Genomic DNA, 18,349 nt, shown 5'->3' with positions numbered 1-18,349 from the left:
TGACTACCCGACGCGCGCCACGCCGTCCAAGTCAATTGCGAGCCGCACCCGGTCGCCCACGGACACCGGTCCCACGGCCTCGTACTCCTCGCCGGCGATCTCCACGAGCAGCCGCACGTGGTCACGCCGGTGGACCCGTTCCAGCACGGTGCCCTCGAACAGCCCGTCGGGGTCGACCCGCAGCGCCGTGGACCGCAGCCCCACGCGCTCGACGTCCAGCCCCACGAACGAGCCGGGCACGAACTTGTTGCAGCCCAGGAACTTCGCGGTCTCCACGTCGACCGGGCAGGACCACACCTCGGCCGGCGGCCCGACCTGGACGATCCGGCCGCGCGACATGATCGCCACCCGGTCGGCCAGCGTGAACGCCTCGTCGTGGTCGTGCGTGACGACGAGAGCCGTGGTCGCGGCTTCGCGCAGCAACCGCGCCAAGTCGACCGCGAGCTGTTCGCGCAACGCCCTGTCCAGTGCCGACAACGGTTCGTCCAGCAGCACCAACCGGGGTGACGGCGCCAGGGCGCGTGCCAGCGCCACCCGTTGCTGCTCGCCGCCGGACAGCTGCGTGACCCGGCGGTCGGCATACCCCTCGAGCCCGACGAGTTCGAGCAGCGACAGCACGCGCTTGTCCCGCGTCTCGCGCTCGACCTTCTTCATCCGCAGGCCGAAGGCCACGTTCCCGGCGACCGTGCGGTGCGGGAACAGCTGCCCGTCCTGGAAGACCAGCCCGAACTCGCGCCGGTGCACCGGCACACCGGCCAGGTCGGCGGAATCCCAGCGCACGAAGCCGGAAGAGGGCTTCTCCAGCCCGGCGACCGTGCGCAGCAACGTCGACTTGCCGCAGCCCGACGGTCCGAGCAACGCCACGACCTCGCCGTCCGCCACGGACAGCGACACGTCCGACACCGCCGCCGTCCGTCCATAGCGGACGGTGATCGAGTCCAGTTCCAGTGCCATCAGAACTCCCCGCTGCTCGGCACGCGCAACCGCTCGATCAGCAGCACGCACCCGACCGTCACGACCATCAGCAGCGCGCACGCCGCGTAGGCCATCTGGCTGTTCAACTCCCCCGGCCGCGACATCAGCCGCGCGATCACCACCGGCAGCGTCGGCGCGTCCGGGCGGGCCAGGAAGCTCGTCGCCCCGAACTCCCCCAGCGCCACCACGTACCCGAACCCGGCCGCGGCCGCCAGGGACCGTCCGGCCAGGGGCAGGTCGACCTCGCGCCACACGCGCGCGGGCGAGGCGCCCAACGTGGCCGCCGCCTGCCGCAGCCGTTCGTCGACGGCCCTCAGCACGGGCAGCACCATCCGCACGATCAACGGTGTCACCACCAGCGCCTGGGCCAGTGGCACCAGCAGCGGCGAGGTCCGGAAGTCGCCCGGCAGCGCGTCCATCGTGATCAGGTAGCCGAAGCCGACCGTGACCGCGGACACGCCCAGGGGCAGCATCAACGCGGTGTCGAGCACCTCGGCGAACCGGGCCCCCGACCGGCGCAACCCGACCAGCACCACAGCCGAGAACACCCCGACCACCAACGCCACGAGAGTCGCGTCGAAGGCCGTCCTCAGCGAGTTGACGGCCGCGTCGATCCCGGTCACGGCCAGCGTTCCACGATCGCCACGGGTGTTGAGCGCCACGTACCCGGCGAGGCTCCAGCCGTCCCGAGTGGACAGTGAGCGCGTCACCAGGCCGACCACCGGCGTCAGCAACGCCACCACGACGGCGAACGCGGCGGCCACCACGTACCACTCACCGCCGGACGGCCGCCGTGCCAGCTCTTCCCTGCCCCGCAACGCCAGCGCGGTCTCCCGGCGCCGCCGGGCGAGCGCGCCCAGCACCAGGACCGCGAGCACGGCGGCGAACTGCAGCAACGACAACGCGGCCGCCCCGGACAGGTCGAACAGCTCGACCGTCCGCAGGTAGATCTCGGTCTCCAAGGTCCGGTAGCGGGACCCGCCGAGCACCAACACGACACCGAAACTCGTGGCGCAGAAGAGGAACACGACAGCGGCCGCCGACCCGATCGCCGGCGCCAGCGCGGGCAGCACGACCGACACGAACGCCCTCGGACGCGAAGCCCCGAGCGCCCTCGCGGCGTCTTCAGCGCGGCGATCCGTGTGCGCCCACAGCCCACCCACGGTCCGCGCGACCACCGCGACGTTGAAGAACGCGTTGGCCAGCACGATCGGCAGCACCCCGCCGTCCGGCCAGAACGTCCGGAAGGCCAGGCCCACCACCACGGTCGGCAGCACGAACGGCACCATCACCGCCGCGCGGACCAGCCCGAGCCCGCGAATCCGGCACCGCGCCAGCACGAACGCCAGCGGCATCCCGGCGACGACCGCCACGACCGTCGACGCCAGCGCCTGCCCGAGCGTGAACCCGACGAGCTCCCAGGTGTCGCCCTCGGCGATCGCGGCGAGCACCCCGCCCTCGCGCAGACCCAGGTTGACGATCGCCAGCACGGGCCACGCGAAGAACAGGGCCAGGAAGGCCAGCGGCAGCAGCGCCGCCGCCGACCACCCCGTGCGGGAACTCAGCCCTGCACGAGCTTGCGCCACTGCTCGACCCACGCTTCGCGGTTGTCCTTCACCTTGTCCGCGGGCAGGGTCTGCGGGTTCGGCGGCAACGGAGCGTCCTTGGCCCACGACTCGGGCAGCGCGACGCCCTCGCGCGACGGGTAGACGTACATCTGCTCGGCGACCTGGGCCTGGAACTTCTCGCCCAGCAGGAAGTCCAGCACCTTCTTGGCGTCCTCGGGGTTCTTCGCCCCGGACAGCACGCCCGCGTACTCGACCTGGCGGTAGCAGGTGTCCAGCACCGCCTTGGTCTTGCCGCCCTCGGCCGACGGCGACGACGCGTACGACACCACGATCGGCCGCGTCCCCTTGGTGGCCGAGAACTCCTGGTTGTAGGCCTCTTCCCAGCCGCTCACGACCTTGACGCCGTTGGCCTTGAGCTTGGTCCAGTACTCCTGCCAGCCGTTCTCGCCGTACTTCGCGATCGTGCCGAGCAGGAACGCGAGACCGGGCGAGGACGTGGCCGGGTTCTCGACGACCAGCTGGTCCTTGAACTTCGGGTCGACCAGGTCCTCGTACGACTTCGGTTCGGTGCCACCGAGCTTGGCCGGGTCGATGTTGAGGCACACGTCACCGACGTCGACGGCCTGGAGCCGGTTCGAGTCGTCGGCCTTGTAGCGCTGGGCGCCCTTCGACGCCTCCGGCGAGGCGTACTCGGCGAACACGCCCTCGCTCAGGGCGCGCGAGGCGAACGTCGAGTCGACGCCGAACGCGACGTCGCCGATCGGGTTCGCCTTGGTGAGCACCAGCTTGTTCGTCAGCTCGCCCGCGTCACCGCTCGCGAGCTGCTTCACGGTGATGCCGGAGGACTTCTGGAACTCGTCCAGCACCTCCTGCTTCACCGCGAACGAGTCGTGGGTCACCAGAGTGACCTCGTGCGACTGCGGCGCGGTCGACGTGGCGGCCGAGCAGCCCGTCAGCGCCAGAGCAGCGAAAACAGCACAAATCCTTCTCACAGCGAAACCTCTCCCTACGCCGGTATGACCCGGATCAGGTGGACGGTCGAGGGCTTGCGAGCCCTCCTCTCAGCCCGGCGCTTCACCGGACTCCCGTGGTAAACGCGCAGCCTACGTGACGTGGTGGGACGATCAGGACATGGCCGAGCTGTTGAGCGACGATCAGTTGGACGACCTGCTCCCCAAACTCCCCGGCTGGTGCCCCCAAGACGCGGCGCTGGTGAAGACCGTGGAGCTGCCGAGCTTCTCCGAGGCGATCATGGTCGTGAACCGGATCGCGGAGATCGCCGAGAACGACAACCACCACCCGGACATCGACATCCGGTACAAGACGCTGACATTCCGCCTGAGCACGCACTACAAGGGAGGAATCACCGCCCTGGACGTGTCCTTGGCCGAAGAGATCGACGGAGTCCTGGACGCACTGGCCTGACTCGGTCAAGATGTGCGCTGCCGCCGCCCGCGGACAGGAGAGGGAACACCCTCATGCGGTTGCGCACATCACTTTTCTGCCTGGTTCTGACCGGGACGCTTGCCGGGATTCCGACCGCGGCTCAGGCCGTGCCGTGTGCCGTGACGGACACGATGATCAAGGCCAGTCAGACCTGGGTCACCAGGGGCGCCGACCTCGCGGCGAACAACTGGTCCAACGCGAACTTCCACGTCGGCAACCTCGCCCAGGTGCGGACCACCGGCATCAGCAACCACAAGACGTGGCCCTGGGTGCAGGCCAACAAGTTCCTGCTGCCGGTCGACCCGGCGAACCCGTTTGCCCCGGACGCCCAGGCCACCGGTGAGCCGTACCTCGACGTGGCGCACTTCCACCCGGAGCCCGAGGTGCTGCAACCGTTGCGGGACAACCTGCGTGCCCAGGTGAAGGACGGGAAGACCGGCTACTGGCGCTCGCCGGACGCGCTGAACATGGCGCTGCCGTCGTTCACACGCGTCGCGCTGGCCGACAACGACCAGGCGATGCTCGACTACTCGTTCAAGTCGTACCGCAGCCTCAAGGCCCGGACGTTCAACGAGTTCACGGGCCTGTGGAGCCTGAACGTGCAGACGAACGGCTGGGCCGTGCAGGGCTTGGCCAAGGCGGTGCTCGCGCTCCCGGCCGACCACCCGTACCGCGCCGAGTACGCCAAGACGCTGCGCAAGAGCGTGCAGACGTTGAAGCTCCTGCAACGCCCCGACGGCTTCTGGGGCGCCACGGGCAAGGACTCGGCCGCCACCGCGATGATCACCTATGCGATCGCCGCGGGCATCAACGCGGGCGCGCTCGATCGTGAGGCCTACCTGCCGCACGCCCAGAAGGGCTGGCAGGCGTTGCTGACCGCGCTCGACGCCGACGGACTGCTCGGCTGGACCGCGGCCCGCGACTCCTGGAAGCCCGCGTCAGCCGGCGACTCGGCTGGGTTCGCCGTCGGCAGCTTCCTCATCGCCGGACAGCAACTCGTTGCGCTCACGCCGGGTTGCTAGCCCGATCGCGACCAGCGTGAGCATGCCCGCGGCCGGATAACCCCAGCCGAGCAGCACGAAGATCCACGGCCGCGGGAAGTCCCAGATGTTCGGCTGGGCCAGCAGCAGGAACGAGATCAGGTAGCCGCCGGTCAGCACCACCCACAGGCCGGCGGTGATCTTGCAGAGCAGGTGTCCGCCCTCGTAGACCAGCCACAGGAGGGCGGGCACCATCCACACCCAGTGGTGGCTCCACGAGATCGGCGAGACCAGCAGGCCGAGCATCTGGACGCTGACGATCAACGCCAGCACGTCCTTGGTCCTGCTGACCGCGAACCACGTCAACGCGGCGGCGACGAGCACGGCGACGATGTAGATCGCCCCGGTCTTGACGTCGTAACCGACCGTGCGGCTCAGCGCACCGCGCAGCGACTGGTTGATGGCACTGCCCACCGGCCCCACGCGACTCGCGTCCCCGAGCAGCTGGAACCAGAACTTGTCCGACTGCGACGGCGAAATCGCCCAGCCGATGCCGTAGACGACGACAAAAGCGACGAACGACCACACAGCGGCCATCCACCGCCGCTGGATCAGGAAGTACAGCCCCGAGATCGCGGGCGTCAGCTTGATGCCCGCGGCGAACCCCACTCCGACGCCACCGACCCAGTTCCGCGCACTCGCGAGCGTGCCGATGAGGATCGCGACCAGCACCAGGTTGATCTGACCGTAGTTCAGCGTCGTGCGAACCGGCTCGATCCACAGCGTCAGCGCCGTCCACATCATCACGCGACGCGGGTCCTGCAACTTCAGCAGCTTCAACGTCACGTGCACGATGTAGTAGAGGCAGCCCAGGCAGAGCAGCTGCCAGATCCAGCGCGAGGCCTCCCACGGCACCCAGCTCATCGGCGTGAAGATCGCGGCCGCGAACGGCGGGTAGGTGAACGGCAGCGGGAACACGTCCGCGTACTGGTCGAGCCGCCACTCGTAGAGATCACCTTGGAACAGGCGCGGCGACCCGTTGCGGTACACCAGCAGGTCGATCATGGTCATCTTCGTCTGGAAGGCGACCATGAACAGGTGCCCGAGCACCGACAACCCGAACAGCCACGGCGCTACGGAGAGCACTCGCGCTTCCACAGCACGGAGTTTCACCCCGAAAACGTTACCCGAGGCAACGTTCTGGGGTACCCCGGCGTCATAGGAACGGGAGAGATCGCAAGAGGGAGTTTTTCTGATCATGTCAGTTGATCTTGTAGTTGCCGCTGTCGCCGCTCTGGCCATGCTGGGGGTCGCGTTCGGAGTGTTCGCCGCTGCCGCACGCACGAAGAACAACGTGTGAAGCTTGCTGGACAAGCAGAAGGGGGAGCCTCCACTGTGGAGGCTCCCCCTTCACCGCTTCCGAGACCGGAACGGAGCTTGATGCGTGTTTAGAAGTAGTGCGCCCGGCCACCGATCGGCTTGCCGACCGCGCCGAGGACGGCGAGGATCGCGCCGATCACCAGGAGCACCACGCCCAGCGTCGTCAGGATGCTGATACCCATCAGCCAACCGACGACCAGCAGAATCAGACCGAGGACGATCATTCCAACCTCCAGGTGGGGAATCCTGAACTAGAGGTACCCGACAGCGGTCGGTACAAACCTCGCTTCATACATTTGTCAGTGATACAAACGGGTTCGGGGATTCTCGGCTCTTCTGGCCACTCTCCGTCACGGGGCGGCGACACCACGACACTCGTCAGCTCTCGAGCGCTCCGGCGAGCAGTTCACCGACCAGCTTCACGTCCTCGATCTCCACGTCCTGTGCGTCCGGCACAGCTCTGATCTTCTTCAACGTTCGCGCCTCATACCGATCGGACCACTGCCGGCTGCGCTGAAGAGCATCTGCACGCAACTGAGGGTCGGCGGCTTCGAGTTGATCTCGCGAGGTCGGTCCGCAGTTCCGATCGAGCGTGATGCGCACGATCCAGGAGGTCTGTCCCCTCCTTCGCAGGGCAGGATCTCGTCCGCACTGAGCACGAGAGTCGTGGCGGTAGCCGCCGCCCACGCATGGGACTGGACGTGCAGACGATCAGTCGGCTCACCACACACGGTTCCAAGGCCTCCGGAGTCCACCCGTCAAGATTCCCGGCCCCGCCCTGGGTCTGAACAAGATCGAGTGCGACGAAGAGCGAGTTCGCCCGTGGCCAGTGCTCGTCTGCCCAGCCCGTGGCGTCGAATCACCAGGCACACACCATCGACATCTGGGCGACGCGGATACGAGCGGCGCGCGAAGACGCCGTTGATGCCGGCCCAGCAGCTGGACGGCCCGCCTCAACGTGCTGTGGTCAACGCCCAGCCAACGGTCGACTCGACCTCCTCCATGCCCAATCGGAGTGCGGCACTGTCACGTGCGTTCGGGCTAGGAATGCTTGCCACATCACGGCTCGTCGGCTTCCAGTGCTCGGCCAACTCCCAGAACAAGTCGGGAACAGCGGGTTCGTTCTCCGCATCAACGAGTCCTGCGGCTCTCAGCGCCGCGAAGGCGTCGGAGATCGAACTCGGCGCACGGGACAGCGCTTCGGCCGCCGCGCGAACTCCGAGCCTCCTGGCGGGGTCGATCAGCAACAGAGCTGACAGTTCCACGCCGACCTGACCGATGATTCCCTGCCGCTCGGCACCGCTCCGCGTCAGCGCGGGAACGTCCGCGTCGATGAACAGACCTGGCTCAGTGAGCCTCAGTGTCCAATGCGGCGGACTTGACCTGGATGACGAACACCGGCCCGTCAGGCAGCGCGAAGGCGGTGACGAGGGCGTCCACGGCAGGGCGCGCCCGCTCAGCAGATACCGCGCTTCTGTTTTGTACCTGTTCGGCGTTCGGTCAACACCGAACACCGAACACCACTCGTACGTGGACCGCGGCGAACGACAACGGGCCCCGAGCCGGTCAGCTCGGAGCCCGTTGAAAAGCAGACGTCAGACGTTGAAGCGGAACTCCACCACGTCGCCGTCCGACATGACGTAGTCCTTGCCCTCCATGCGGACCTTGCCCGCCGCCTTCGCGTCGGCCTTCGAGCCCGAGGCCACCAGGTCGTCGAACGACACGACCTCGGCCTTGATGAAGCCCTTCTCGAAGTCCGTGTGGATCACGCCGGCGGCCTGCGGGGCGGTGGCGCCCTGCGGGATCGTCCAGGCGCGCGCCTCCTTCGGGCCCGCCGTGAGGTACGTCTGCAGGCCGAGGGTGTGGAAGCCCGCGCGGGCCAGGGAGTGCAGGCCCGGTTCCGCCTGGCCGATCGACTCGAGCAGCTCGAGGGCTTCCGACTCGTCGAGCTCGAGGAGCTCCGACTCGACCTTGGCGTCGAGGAACACGGCGTCGGCCGGGGCGACCAGCTCGCGCAGTTCCTTCAGGCGGGCCTCGTCGGTCAGGACGCCCTCGTCGGCGTTGAAGACGTAGAGGAACGGCTTGGTGGTGAGCAGGGAGAGCTCGCGCAGCAGTTCGCCGTCCACTTCGGACTGTGCCGAGAACAGGGTGCGGCCGGAGTCGAGGATCTCCTTGGCCTTGTTGGCGTTCTCGAGGACGACGCGGCGGTCCTTCTGCATCCGCGCCTCCTTCTCGATCCTCGGGATGGCCTTCTCGAGGGTCTGGAGGTCGGCGAGGATCAGCTCGGTGTTGATCGTCTCGATGTCGCTCGACGGGTCGACGCGGCCGTCGACGTGCACGACGTCCGGGTCGTCGAAGACGCGGATGACCTGGCAGATGGCGTTCGCCTCGCGGATGTTCGCGAGGAACTTGTTGCCGAGGCCTTCGCCCTCCGACGCGCCCTTGACGATGCCCGCGATGTCGACGAACGACACCACGGCGGGCACCTCGCGCTCGGAGCTGAAGATCTCAGCGAGCTTGGTGAGGCGCGCGTCCGGCAGCGGCACCACGCCCACGTTCGGCTCGATGGTCGCGAACGGGTAGTTCGCGGCGAGCACGTCGTTGCGCGTGAGCGCGTTGAAGAGGGTGGACTTGCCAACGTTGGGCAGGCCGACGATACCGAGGGTCAAACTCACGGGGAGCGAGTCTACGGCAGCCGACGGTCGTGTCCGATTCCCGCGAGCCATTGGCCGTTCCCGCTGGCAGGATCGGTGCCATGGTCATTGACGAAGAACACGCGTACCGGGTGTGCTCCGCACGTGACGCCCGTTTCGACGGGTGCTTCATCCACGCGGTCCGCACGACCGGCATCTACTGCCGGCCCTCGTGCCCCGCGGTGACCCCGAAGCGCCGCAACAGCCAGTTCTTCCTGACGGCCGCGGCGGCCCAGTCCGCGGGCTTCCGCGCCTGCCGCCGCTGTCTGCCCGACGCCGTGCCGGGGTCCCCCGAGTGGAACCTCCGCGCGGACCTGGCGGGCAGGGCCATGCGCCTGATCAGCGACGGCATCGTGGAACGCGACGGCGTGACGGGCCTGGCCGGGAGGCTCGGCTACTCGGAACGCCACCTCACCCGCGTGCTGACCGCCGAACTCGGCGCGGGTCCGCTGGCCCTGGCCCGCGCCCACCGCGCCCACGCCGCCCGGCTGTTGATCGAGACGACCGAACTGCCGTTCGCGGACATCGCGTTCGCCGCGGGCTTCGCGTCGGTGCGCCAGTTCAACGACACGATCCGCATGGTGTTCGCCTCGACCCCGTCCGACATGCGCGGCCGGGGCAAGGCACCGGTCGGCACGCCGGGCCGCATCGTGCTGCGCCTGCCGTACCGGGCGCCGTTCGACGCCGAGGGGCTGCTCCTCCACTTCCGCGCGCACGCGCTGCCCGGTGTGGAGGAGGTGACCGCCGACTCCTACGCACGCACCCTCTCGCTCCCGAACGGCGAGGCGACGGTCCGCCTGACCTTCCCCGCCGACCACGTCCTGTGCTCGCTGCGCCTCGCCGACATGAGGGATCTGGGCGCGGCCGTGTCCCGCGTCCGCCGCCTCCTCGACCTCGACGCCGACCCGGCGGCCGTCGACGAGTTCCTGGGCGCCGACCCGGTCATCGGCCCGCTGGTCCGCGAGACCCCCGGCGTCCGGGTGGCGGGCAGCGTCGACGGCGCCGAGACCCTGCTGCGGCTGGTGGCCCCGTTCACCGGCGTCCCGCTGCGGGTCCCCGACGGCGCGCTGACGCACCTCTACTCGGCCGGCAACCACCCGCTCACCGAGGCGCTGGCGAGCGGCGGGCTCGTCGTGGACGTGGGCCGCTCGATCGAGGACCTGACCGAGGAACTGACCTCCCTGGCCGGCACCGCGGTCGCCGACGAGGTGGCCATGCGGGTGCTGGGCGCGCCGGACGTGCTGGTGCTTCCCCACAGCGCAAGACATCTGACTTCCCACGGCCCCGAGTGGCGGCCGTGGCGCTCCTACGCCGGAGCACACCTGATGAGGAAGGCAGCAACATCATGAGCGTCGCGCACACGTCCACCGTGGACACACCGGCGGGGCCGTTCACCGCGATCGTCGCGCCGGACGGAGCCGTCCTGGCCAGCGGGTGGACCGCCGACCTGGCCCTGCTGACGCCCCAGATCCACGTCTCCCTCATGCCGTCGGAGATCACCGCACGCCCGGACCTCGGCGACGTCACCAAGGCCGCCATCGCCTACCACGAGGGCGACCTGACGGCGATCGACACGATCCCGGTCCGCCAGAAGTCCGGACCGTTCCTCCAGCACGCCTGGGACGTCCTGCGCACGGTCAAGGCTGGCGAACCCGTCACCTATTCCGAGTACGCGGAACTCTCCGGGCGCCCGGCGGCGATCAGGGCGGCGGCCTCGGCCTGCGCCCGCAACTCCGCGGCCCTCTTCGTCCCCTGCCACCGGGTGATCCGGCTCGGCGGGACCATGGGCGGCTTCCGCTGGGGCCTGGACCTCAAGCGCTGGCTGCTGGCCCACGAGGGCTAACCGACGAGCGTGATCTCGGGCGCTCCCGGCATGGTCACCAGGTCCGTGCCGCACCGCGTGCACGGCCTGACGACCGGCAGGACGGTGTTGGTCTGCAGGGACTGCTCCCCGTTGAACCAGTCGGCCTCACCGGCGTCGCGGCAGGCGTGGCAGCCGACGCGGTAGTGCAGCCGGGCCCACGGACCGGCGCCCAGTTCGCCGACCTGCGCCTGCGGGCGCTGGAGGTCGGTGAACGGCGACCACCAGAAGGACACCCTGCATCGCAGCGTCTTGCCCGTCGCACCGCCGGCGACGTCGAAGCCGGTGATGCGGATCGGCGCCGGGTGGCTGCCCGTCCCGGCCTGCTCGTCCTGCCACTCCAGCGGCTGCCGGGAGGAATGGCACAGGCCGTGCGACGCGCCGTGGTGCAGGGTGACGGTCCGGCCGGTTCGGCGGCACACGAAGCAGTCGTGCGAGAACTCCACCTTGTTCGACCACCCGAAGTGGGCGGCCTGGGAGAGCTCGACGCGGGCGGTGATTTCCACGTGGGACAGCACGCGCCGAGGTTAGACGCTGATCAGCCCAGCGACATTTCCAACGTGGAACCGGTGCGGGCCTTGCGCACCCTCAACCGCGTCGGAATCCGCTGCCGCAGCTCCTCCACGTGCGACACCAGCCCCACCACGCGGCCACCGGCCCGCAGCTCGTCCAACGTGTTCATGACGATGTCGAGCGTGTCCGAGTCCAGCGTCCCGAACCCCTCGTCGACGAACAGGGTGTCGAGCAGCGCGCCACCGGTCTCGTTGGCGACCACGTCCGCCAGCCCGAGCGCCAGCGACAACGACGCGAGGAACGACTCCCCGCCCGACAACGTCTTGGCCGGCCGGGACCGCCCCGAGTAGTCGTCGAGCACGTCGAGACTCAGCCCGCCGCGCGTGCCACGGGCGCCGGCCGAGTCGGAGTGCACGAAGCTGTACCGGCCCTGGCTCATCCGGTGCAGCCGGGCGGAGGCGGCGACGGCGACCTCCTCCAGCCGGGCCGCCAGCACGTACGACCGCAGCGTCATCTTCTTCGAGTTCTGCCCGCGCCCGTTGATCACGTCGGTCAGCGCGTCCAGCTCGGCGTAGGTGGTCTCCAGCGGCTCCAGCGACTTCCACTCGGCGCGCAACCGGGCGGCCAGCTCACCGACCCGCTGCAACGCCTCCTGGGCGCGCGCGTGGCCCGTCGCGGCGGACGAGGCGGCGGCACGGGCGGACGACGCGGTCGCCGTCACCTGGCCCAGGTCCACCTCGGCGGCCGGGTCGACCCCGTCCAGCTCCTCGAGGGTCGCGAGCGCCGACGCCCGCGCCCGCTCCCAGGCGGCGATGCGCTCGTCGAGGGCCTCCAGCTTCTGCGCGGGACGAGCGGCGCCCAGGGCCGAGTCGACGTCGGTGAAGCCCGCTTCCGCGGCCAGGGCCGCCACGAGGCCCTGCTGCTCCTCCACGCGGGCGAGGGCGTCGTCGCGCTTGGAGCGGCGTTCGGCCAGTTCCACCAACGCCTTCGACAGGCGCAGCAGGTGGTCGCGGCGCGTCAGGACGTCGTCGTGCTCGCCGCGCGCCTTGTCCAGGCGGGCGCCGCGCTCCTCGACCACCGCCACCAGCGACGTGTGCTCGGTGCGCAGGCCCACCAGGTCCTGCTCCACGCGGGCCTTCTCGGCGCCCAGGTCGCGGGTCTTGGCCTCGAGGCCGACGAACTCGGTCTGCCGCTGCGAACGGGTGGCCGCCAGGCCCTGGGCCGCGCGGTGCTCGGCCACGGCGACGGACGGTTCCTCGGAGCCCAGGGCCTCCCAGCAGGCCTGGATGCGCAGTTCGGCGGCGTGGGCGGCGCGCTCGGCCTCGTTGCGGCGGTCCAGCGCCGCCTGTTCCTCGTGGGCCGCGTCCTCCTCGGCGGTCGCGTCCACGCCGCCGAGCATCGGCTGCGCGGGAGCCGGGTGCGACGGCGAACCGCAGACGGCACAGGGCTTGCCGCGCTTGAGGGCACTGGCCAGTTCGATGGCCATGTTCTCCAAGCGCTGGTGGCGGACCTGTTGGAGGACGTCCTTGGCCTTCTGGTGGACGTCGATCGCCTCGTGGAGCTCCTTCTTGGTGCACTCCAACGCTTCCGCGGCGCCCGGCAGCGCGAGGGCCGCGTCCGCGCGGGACTTCAGGGACTCCAGCCGCCCCGACGCCTCCACCGCCGCGTCGAGCTGCAGACGGCACTGCGCCAGGCGTTCCGGCAGCACCTCCAGCTCGGTGTTCAGGGCCAGGAGACGGCGTTCGACCTGGTGGGAGTTGTTCTTCAGCACCGACAGCCTGCGCACGTCGGCCTGCTGGCGCTCCGCTTCGGCGGCCAGCTCACCGAGCCCGCCGGCCTCCTCGCGGTAGCGCTCGGCGTCCTCGCGCAACGACGACCCCGTGTATCCCAAGCGCTCCAACGATTCCAGGGCACGGGACTCGTCGCGGAGCGCGAACTCGTAGGACTGCCGCAGCTTCGCGATCTCACCGAACGCCGGCACGACGGGGGCAGCGCGGCGGGCGGCGTCGCGTTCGGCGAACCACGACGCCGAGTCCGCGGCCTCCACCCTGGCCAGCAGCTCGCGGGCCTCGCGCACGCGACGGATCTGGTCGGCGTGCACGCGGGCCTGCGCGAGCATCGCGTCCGCGCCGTCGGCCACTCCGGCCGTCTCCTCCGACAACGCGCCCGCCCTGGCCACGGCGGAGGACAGGCGCTCCAGCACGGACTCCAGCCAGCCGGGCTCGTCGGACGGCTCCTCGCCCGCTGCCTCCGCCACGCGCTGCGTCAGCCTGGACGCGCCCTGGCGGCGTTCCTCCAGCACGCGCCAGGCGGCGACGCGCTTGTCGCGGAACCACTTCTCCACGTCGAGGAACCGCTCGGTGCCGAAGAGCTTCTCCAGCAGCACCTCGCGCTCGGCCGTGTCGGAGCGCAGGAACTTCGCGAACTCGCCCTGCGGCAGCAGCACGACCTGGAAGAACTGCTCGTAGGACATGCCCAGCATGTCCTCCACCGCGCGCGCCACGTCGTCGATGCGGGTGATGCCCTCGCCGTCCCAGCCCTCGAGCCAGGTGAGCGAGCACTTCGCGGGCTGGGTGGTGAAACCGCCGCCGCGCTTCTTCGGGCGGTCGAACTCCGGTGAGCGCACGATCCGGAACCGCCGCGACTGCACGGTGAGCTCCAGCGACACCTCCGTCGGCACCTCGGGATCGGCGTACTCGCACCGCAGCTTCTTCACGTCGCCGCGCGCGCCCGGCACCCGGCCGAACAGCGCGAACGCCACCGCGTCGAGCAGCGTCGTCTTGCCCGCGCCCGTGTCGCCGTGCAGCAGGAACAACCCGTCCGCGCCCAGCTCGTCGAAGTCGACGGCCTCGGGCTTCGGGTAGGGCCCGAACGCCGTGAGCTCCAGGCGGTGCAGTCTCATTGCTCCTGCTCCCTCGCCACCGATGCGAACGCCTCGCGCAGCAACGCCATCTCCGCCGAGGAGGGCTCGGAGCCGCGCGCGTCGGACACGAAGCAGCAGGCCACCTCCTCGTCGGAACGGCCGCGCACCCTGTCCGCGTAGGTCATGTCGTGCTGCGGGCCCTTCTCCGGCCGCCACTCGACGTGCACCGCGTGCTCGAACCGCTTCTGCAGCTGCCGCAACGCGTCCATCGGCCGCACGTGGTCCGTCAGCACGACCGACAGGAAGTGGTCTTCCAGCGGGGTGTGCGCCGGGTCCTCCAGCACGCCCGCCAGCGTCCCCGTCACCACGGCGAGCTGACGCGGGACCGGCAGATCACGCCGCTCCACCCCGACCAGTCCGCCTTCGTCCAGCTCCACCAGCCACACCGACTTGCGGTGCCGCGCCTCGGAGAACGAGTACGCGAGCGGGCTCCCCGAGTACCGCAGGTTCTCCGCCAGCGTCTGCGGCCCGTGCAGGTGCCCCAGCGCCACGTAGTCGATGCCCGAGAACACCTGCATCGACACGTCCTGCACACCGCCCACCGCGATGGTGCGCTCGGACTCCGACGGCGCCCCGCCCGTCACGAAGGCGTGCGCCAGCACCACGGACCGCGCCTCACGCGATGCCAGGTCGGCGCGAATCCGCCGCATCGCCTCGCCGAGGACGGGCGCGTGCCCCTTCTCCGCCACCCCGAGCACGTGCCGCGCGGGCTCCGGCTCGAGGAACGGGATGCCGTACACGGCGACGGGCCCGTGCTCGTCCTCCAGCTCGACGGGCTTGTCCAGCAACGAGATCTGCGTGCGCAGGTGCAGCCCGCCGGCCGCCGCGAACTCCCCGAACACCCCGATCCGCGCCGCCGAGTCGTGGTTGCCGGGCGTGATCACGATCCGCGCCCCGGCCGCCCTGATCCGCATCAGCACCCGCGCGCACAACGCCACCGCGTCGGCGGAGGGCACCGCCCGGTCGTACAGGTCGCCGGAGATGACCACGACGTCGACCTTCTCGGAGGACACCAGGTCAGCGAGGCCGCTCAGCACCGACTCCTGCTCCACGAGCAGGTCGCGGCCGTGGAAGGTGCGCCCCACGTGCCAGTCGGAGGTGTGCAGGATCCGCATGGCCCCAACCGTAGAGACGAGGTCCGACAAAACTCCCGGAGGGTTCCCGGCGTGTCACCCGATCGAGTTCAACATCTCTGGGGGAGCATCATCGGTGCCGTGACCGCAGTGATCATCACCGCCTCGCTCGTCCTCGCGCTCGTGTGCGCCGGGGCGCTGGTGTTCGTCTACCGCCTGTACCAGGACAGCGTCCGGCGCACCGACGAAGCACTCCAAGCCATCGGCGCCGAACGCGCGCGCTACGACGTGCAACAGCAAGCCCTGCAACGCTACGAAGTGGCGTTCTCCAGCGTCAGCGGACGTGGTGAGCTCGGCGAACAGGTGCTCGTCGAAACGGCGCGCGCCCTCGGCCTGAGGGAAAACCTCCACTACACGCTCCAGACGGACGTGGCGGGCGGTGGCGCGGTCAGGCCCGACATGGTGCTGAACGTCGGCGGCGGCCGCGCGGTCCCGGTCGACTCGAAGATGTCCATGGCCACCTGGGCCGAGGCGGTCGAGACCGACGACCCGCAGGAACGCCAGGACGCGCTGCGCGTGCACGTCCGCAACATCCGTTCGCGTGCCGCCGAACTGGCCGGCAAGGGCTACCAGCGCTGGGCCGACGCCATCTACGGCACGATCATGTTCGTCCCCAACGACGGCGCGGTCGTCGCGGCGCTCGACACCGACCCCGAACTGCTGCGCTGGCTGCTCGACCGCCGCGTGTTCCTCTGCGGACCGACCGGGTTCGCCGTGATCGCGTCGAGCGCGATGTTCGCGGTCACCGAACGCGCGCTGGCCGAGGACGTCGAGCAGGTCCGGCTCTCCGCCGGCCGCGCGAACCGGGCCGCCGACAGCGCCATCGAGGCCGTCAACCTCTCCACGACCCACCTCCAGCGCTTCCTGAGCGCGCGGCGCCGGGAGCTGGAGGCCCTGGAGGGCTTCCGGGCGAGCGTGGAGCCCTTGACGGACGCCTCCGCCACTCCCACGCCCCTCCCCGTCGTCCGAAGGGCGGACGAACAGTCCGCTTAGAACGCACGCAGCGTGCCCGCGGGTTGCTCCGGGGTGAGAAAACTGCGGACTGACGAACACCCAATGGCCGAACGGCTACCGTGTGCGTCGTGAGTGAGTTGCGCGAGCGTTCAGCAGCCTTCGACGACGACCTCGAGGACTACGACGCGGTTCCGTGGAACTACCGGGCCATCTTCGGCGAGTTCAAGGGCATCCCGTGGTGGGCTGCCATCCTCGCCGCGCTGGTGCCGGCGTTCATCGGCGCGTTCATCGACATCAACTCCAGCAAGACCGTCGGCTGGACGTTCAACGTCGTGTTCTTCGTCGGGGCGCTGGCCGCGATCCTGCTGGTGCAGCGCCGCAGCCTGTTCGGGCCGATGGTGCAGCCGCCGCTGGTCCTCGCCGCGACGGTGCCGGTCCTCGTGCTGCTGACCGGCGACGTCGCCAAGGGCGGCCTGTCCGCCATGGCGCTCGGCCTGGGCAAGCCGTTGATCGACAGCTTCCCGGTCATGGCCGTCACCACCGCCTTCACGGTCGGGCTCGGCATCCTGCGGATCGTGCTGCAGAAGGACCCGAACCGGCCGTCCAAGGACGAGGTCCGCGAGGCCAAGGCGGAGATCAAGGAACGCTCCAAGCCCGTCCGCAGGCCCCGCGAGGAGCCGGAGGAGGAAGAGGAGCGCCCGCGCCGCCCCCGCCCGGAGCGGTCCGAACGCGCCGAGGGCGCCCCGGCCCGCCGTCCGCGTCCCGAGGGCGCGCCCGCCCGCCGCCCGCGGCCGGACGGCGCCCGCGGCGAACGCCCCGCCGGCCAGCGCAGGCCCCGCCCGCCCCGCGAAGACCGCTAGAAACGCCCGAAGGGGCCGTCACCACACCGGTGACGGCCCCTTCGACGTTGCCGGGGTCTAGCGGACCAGGTCCTTGCGGAGCTCACGCGGCAGCGAGAACGTGATGCGCTCGTTGGCCGTGGTGATCTCCTCGACCTCGCCGTAGCCGTGCGACTCGAGGAACTTCAGCAGCTCCATCACGAGCAGGTCCGGCACCGACGCGCCCGAGGTGACGCCGACGGTCTCGACGCCCTCGAGCCACGCCAGGTCGACCTCCTTGGCGTAGTCGATCAGGTACGAGGCCTTGGCGCCGTGCTGCAGCGCGACCTCGACCAGCCGGACCGAGTTCGAGGAGTTCTTGGAGCCCACGACGAGCACGAGGTCGCACGACGGCGCCATCGTCTTCACCGCGGTCTGGCGGTTCGACGTGGCGTAGCAGATGTCGTCGGACGGCGGGTCCTGCAGATCGGGGAAGCGGTCCTTGAGCTGGCGGACGCGCACCATGGTCTCGTCGACCGAGAGCGTCGTCTGCGACAGCCAGATGACCTTGTTCGGGTCGCGCACCTCGACCTTGGCGGCGTCCTCGGCGGTGTCGACGAGCTGGACGTGGTCCGGCGCCTCACCGGCGGTGCCCTCGACCTCCTCGTGACCCTCGTGGCCGATCAGGAGGATGTCGTAGTCCTCCTTGGCGAACCGCACCGCTTCCTTGTGGACCTTCGTCACCAGAGGACACGTGGCGTCGATGGTGCGCAACGAGCGCTGCTCGGCCTCGGCGTGGACGGCGGGCGACACGCCGTGCGCGGAGAACACGACGAGCGCGCCCTCGGGAACCTCGTCCGTCTCGTTGACGAAGATGGCACCGCGGTCGGACAGCGTCTCCACGACGTACTTGTTGTGGACGATCTCCTTGCGCACGTAGACAGGTGCGCCGTACTTCTCGAGGGCGAGCTCGACCGTCTCCACGGCACGATCAACGCCCGCGCAGTAACCACGCGGCTTCGCCAACAGGACTCGCTTGGGCATGCCCTCAGGGTACCCAGCCCGGGTCCTAGGCATTTCAGACGCTGTTGCGGCACGCTAGACG

The 18,349-nt window shown here is 69.9% G+C and carries 18 protein-coding genes; 6 read left to right on the top strand and 12 right to left on the bottom strand.

The features are described from left to right. Positions 1-3: 3 nt before the first annotated feature. Genes IE307_RS44100 through IE307_RS44090 form a run of 3 tightly spaced genes read right to left on the bottom strand, consistent with a single transcriptional unit; the run spans position 4 to position 3,535 of the window. The gene (locus IE307_RS44100; RefSeq protein ID WP_191305472.1) at positions 4-954 is read right to left on the bottom strand and encodes an ABC transporter ATP-binding protein; all 951 of its coding nucleotides are present in this window, start codon (positions 952-954) and stop codon (positions 4-6) included. After that, positions 954-2,561: an ABC transporter permease gene (locus IE307_RS44095; RefSeq protein ID WP_373306093.1), complete on the bottom strand. Its 1,608-nt coding sequence runs from the start codon at positions 2,559-2,561 to the stop codon at positions 954-956. The genes IE307_RS44100 and IE307_RS44095 overlap by 1 nt, the downstream gene beginning before the upstream one ends. Next, positions 2,537-3,535: a thiamine ABC transporter substrate-binding protein gene (locus IE307_RS44090; protein WP_191305471.1), complete on the bottom strand. Its 999-nt coding sequence runs from the start codon at positions 3,533-3,535 to the stop codon at positions 2,537-2,539. Before IE307_RS44090 ends, IE307_RS44095 begins: the two co-directional genes overlap by 25 nt. A gap of 139 nt (positions 3,536-3,674) precedes the next feature. Here IE307_RS44090 and IE307_RS44085 point away from each other — a divergent pair, with 139 nt between their 5' ends. Both IE307_RS44085 and IE307_RS44080 read left to right on the top strand, forming a co-directional pair. After that, positions 3,675-3,968, top strand: coding sequence for a 4a-hydroxytetrahydrobiopterin dehydratase (locus IE307_RS44085; RefSeq protein WP_191305470.1), 294 nt, complete (start codon positions 3,675-3,677; stop codon positions 3,966-3,968). A gap of 59 nt (positions 3,969-4,027) precedes the next feature. Next, the gene (locus IE307_RS44080; RefSeq protein WP_191305469.1) at positions 4,028-5,011 is read left to right on the top strand and encodes a glycoside hydrolase family 88 protein; all 984 of its coding nucleotides are present in this window, start codon (positions 4,028-4,030) and stop codon (positions 5,009-5,011) included. On the opposite strand, the gene IE307_RS44075 is transcribed toward IE307_RS44080, so the two are convergent. The 5 genes from IE307_RS44075 to ychF form a co-directional block, all read right to left on the bottom strand. Continuing rightward, positions 4,928-6,142: a mannosyltransferase gene (locus tag IE307_RS44075; protein WP_191305468.1), complete on the bottom strand. Its 1,215-nt coding sequence runs from the start codon at positions 6,140-6,142 to the stop codon at positions 4,928-4,930. The two genes, IE307_RS44080 and IE307_RS44075, sit on opposite strands and share 84 nt — an antisense overlap. A gap of 275 nt (positions 6,143-6,417) precedes the next feature. After that, entirely contained in the window at positions 6,418-6,573 is a 156-nt protein-coding gene (locus IE307_RS44070; protein ID WP_089909616.1) for a DUF6131 family protein, read from the bottom strand. A 154-nt stretch (positions 6,574-6,727) separates the two neighbouring features. Next, positions 6,728-6,952: a hypothetical protein gene (locus tag IE307_RS47185; RefSeq protein WP_229905627.1), complete on the bottom strand. Its 225-nt coding sequence runs from the start codon at positions 6,950-6,952 to the stop codon at positions 6,728-6,730. Positions 6,953-7,302: 350 nt separating this feature from the next. After that, positions 7,303-7,863 carry a hypothetical protein gene (locus IE307_RS44065; protein ID WP_191305467.1) on the bottom strand — a complete coding sequence of 187 codons (561 nt, stop codon included), beginning with the start codon at positions 7,861-7,863 and terminating at the stop codon, positions 7,303-7,305. 81 nt (positions 7,864-7,944) lie between these two features. After that, complete coding sequence (gene ychF, locus IE307_RS44060; RefSeq protein ID WP_191305466.1) at positions 7,945-9,024, bottom strand: redox-regulated ATPase YchF; 1,080 nt, start codon at positions 9,022-9,024, stop codon at positions 7,945-7,947. An 80-nt stretch (positions 9,025-9,104) separates the two neighbouring features. Here ychF and IE307_RS44055 point away from each other — a divergent pair, with 80 nt between their 5' ends. Both IE307_RS44055 and IE307_RS44050 read left to right on the top strand, forming a co-directional pair. After that, positions 9,105-10,391: a bifunctional transcriptional activator/DNA repair enzyme AdaA gene (locus tag IE307_RS44055; RefSeq protein ID WP_191305465.1), complete on the top strand. Its 1,287-nt coding sequence runs from the start codon at positions 9,105-9,107 to the stop codon at positions 10,389-10,391. Continuing rightward, positions 10,388-10,885, top strand: a complete 498-nt coding sequence (locus IE307_RS44050) for a methylated-DNA--[protein]-cysteine S-methyltransferase (RefSeq protein ID WP_191305464.1) — start codon at positions 10,388-10,390, stop codon at positions 10,883-10,885. Before IE307_RS44055 ends, IE307_RS44050 begins: the two co-directional genes overlap by 4 nt. Here the strand turns inward: IE307_RS44050 and IE307_RS44045 are convergent. The 3 genes from IE307_RS44045 to IE307_RS44035 are packed head-to-tail and all read right to left on the bottom strand — an operon-like array spanning position 10,882 to position 15,454. Then, entirely contained in the window at positions 10,882-11,421 is a 540-nt protein-coding gene (locus IE307_RS44045; protein ID WP_191305463.1) for a hypothetical protein, read from the bottom strand. The genes IE307_RS44050 and IE307_RS44045 overlap by 4 nt on opposite strands. 20 nt (positions 11,422-11,441) lie before the next feature. Next, positions 11,442-14,318 (bottom strand): AAA family ATPase, encoded by a 2,877-nt coding sequence (locus tag IE307_RS44040; RefSeq protein ID WP_191305462.1) that lies wholly within the window; start codon positions 14,316-14,318, stop codon positions 11,442-11,444. Then, entirely contained in the window at positions 14,315-15,454 is a 1,140-nt protein-coding gene (locus IE307_RS44035) for an exonuclease SbcCD subunit D (protein WP_191305461.1), read from the bottom strand. Before IE307_RS44035 ends, IE307_RS44040 begins: the two co-directional genes overlap by 4 nt. Before the next feature lie 99 nt (positions 15,455-15,553). Here IE307_RS44035 and IE307_RS44030 point away from each other — a divergent pair, with 99 nt between their 5' ends. Together IE307_RS44030 and IE307_RS44025 are read left to right on the top strand one after the other, a co-directional pair. Further along, the gene (locus tag IE307_RS44030; RefSeq protein WP_191305460.1) at positions 15,554-16,465 is read left to right on the top strand and encodes a DNA recombination protein RmuC; all 912 of its coding nucleotides are present in this window, start codon (positions 15,554-15,556) and stop codon (positions 16,463-16,465) included. A gap of 89 nt (positions 16,466-16,554) precedes the next feature. Beyond that, entirely contained in the window at positions 16,555-17,286 is a 732-nt protein-coding gene (locus IE307_RS44025; protein WP_229905626.1) for a DUF6542 domain-containing protein, read from the top strand. Positions 17,287-17,343: 57 nt separating this feature from the next. On the opposite strand, the gene IE307_RS44020 is transcribed toward IE307_RS44025, so the two are convergent. Next, a complete protein-coding gene (locus IE307_RS44020; protein ID WP_191305458.1) occupies positions 17,344-18,288 on the bottom strand; it encodes a 4-hydroxy-3-methylbut-2-enyl diphosphate reductase in 945 nt (314 codons plus the stop codon). Positions 18,289-18,349 lie beyond the last annotated feature (61 nt).

This window comes from Lentzea cavernae (assembly GCF_014653695.1).
Taxonomy (GTDB): domain Bacteria; phylum Actinomycetota; class Actinomycetes; order Mycobacteriales; family Pseudonocardiaceae; genus Lentzea; species Lentzea cavernae.
The sequence above is the reverse complement of the archived record's forward strand: the minus strand, read 5'-3'. Positions and strand labels throughout refer to the sequence as shown.

Excerpts from the sequence above, each read along its gene's own strand:
- IE307_RS44100 (WP_191305472.1), bottom strand. The coding sequence starts at position 954 with ATGGCACTGGAACTGGACTCGATCACCGTCCGCTATGGACGGACGGCG.
- IE307_RS44085 (WP_191305470.1), top strand. The coding sequence starts at position 3,675 with ATGGCCGAGCTGTTGAGCGACGATCAGTTGGACGACCTGCTCCCCAAA.
- IE307_RS44070 (WP_089909616.1), bottom strand. The coding sequence starts at position 6,573 with ATGATCGTCCTCGGTCTGATTCTGCTGGTCGTCGGTTGGCTGATGGGT.
- IE307_RS44055 (WP_191305465.1), top strand. The coding sequence starts at position 9,105 with ATGGTCATTGACGAAGAACACGCGTACCGGGTGTGCTCCGCACGTGAC.
- IE307_RS44050 (WP_191305464.1), top strand. The coding sequence starts at position 10,388 with ATGAGCGTCGCGCACACGTCCACCGTGGACACACCGGCGGGGCCGTTC.
- IE307_RS44040 (WP_191305462.1), bottom strand. The coding sequence starts at position 14,318 with ATGAGACTGCACCGCCTGGAGCTCACGGCGTTCGGGCCCTACCCGAAG.
- IE307_RS44035 (WP_191305461.1), bottom strand. The coding sequence starts at position 15,454 with ATGCGGATCCTGCACACCTCCGACTGGCACGTGGGGCGCACCTTCCAC.
- IE307_RS44020 (WP_191305458.1), bottom strand. The coding sequence starts at position 18,288 with ATGCCCAAGCGAGTCCTGTTGGCGAAGCCGCGTGGTTACTGCGCGGGC.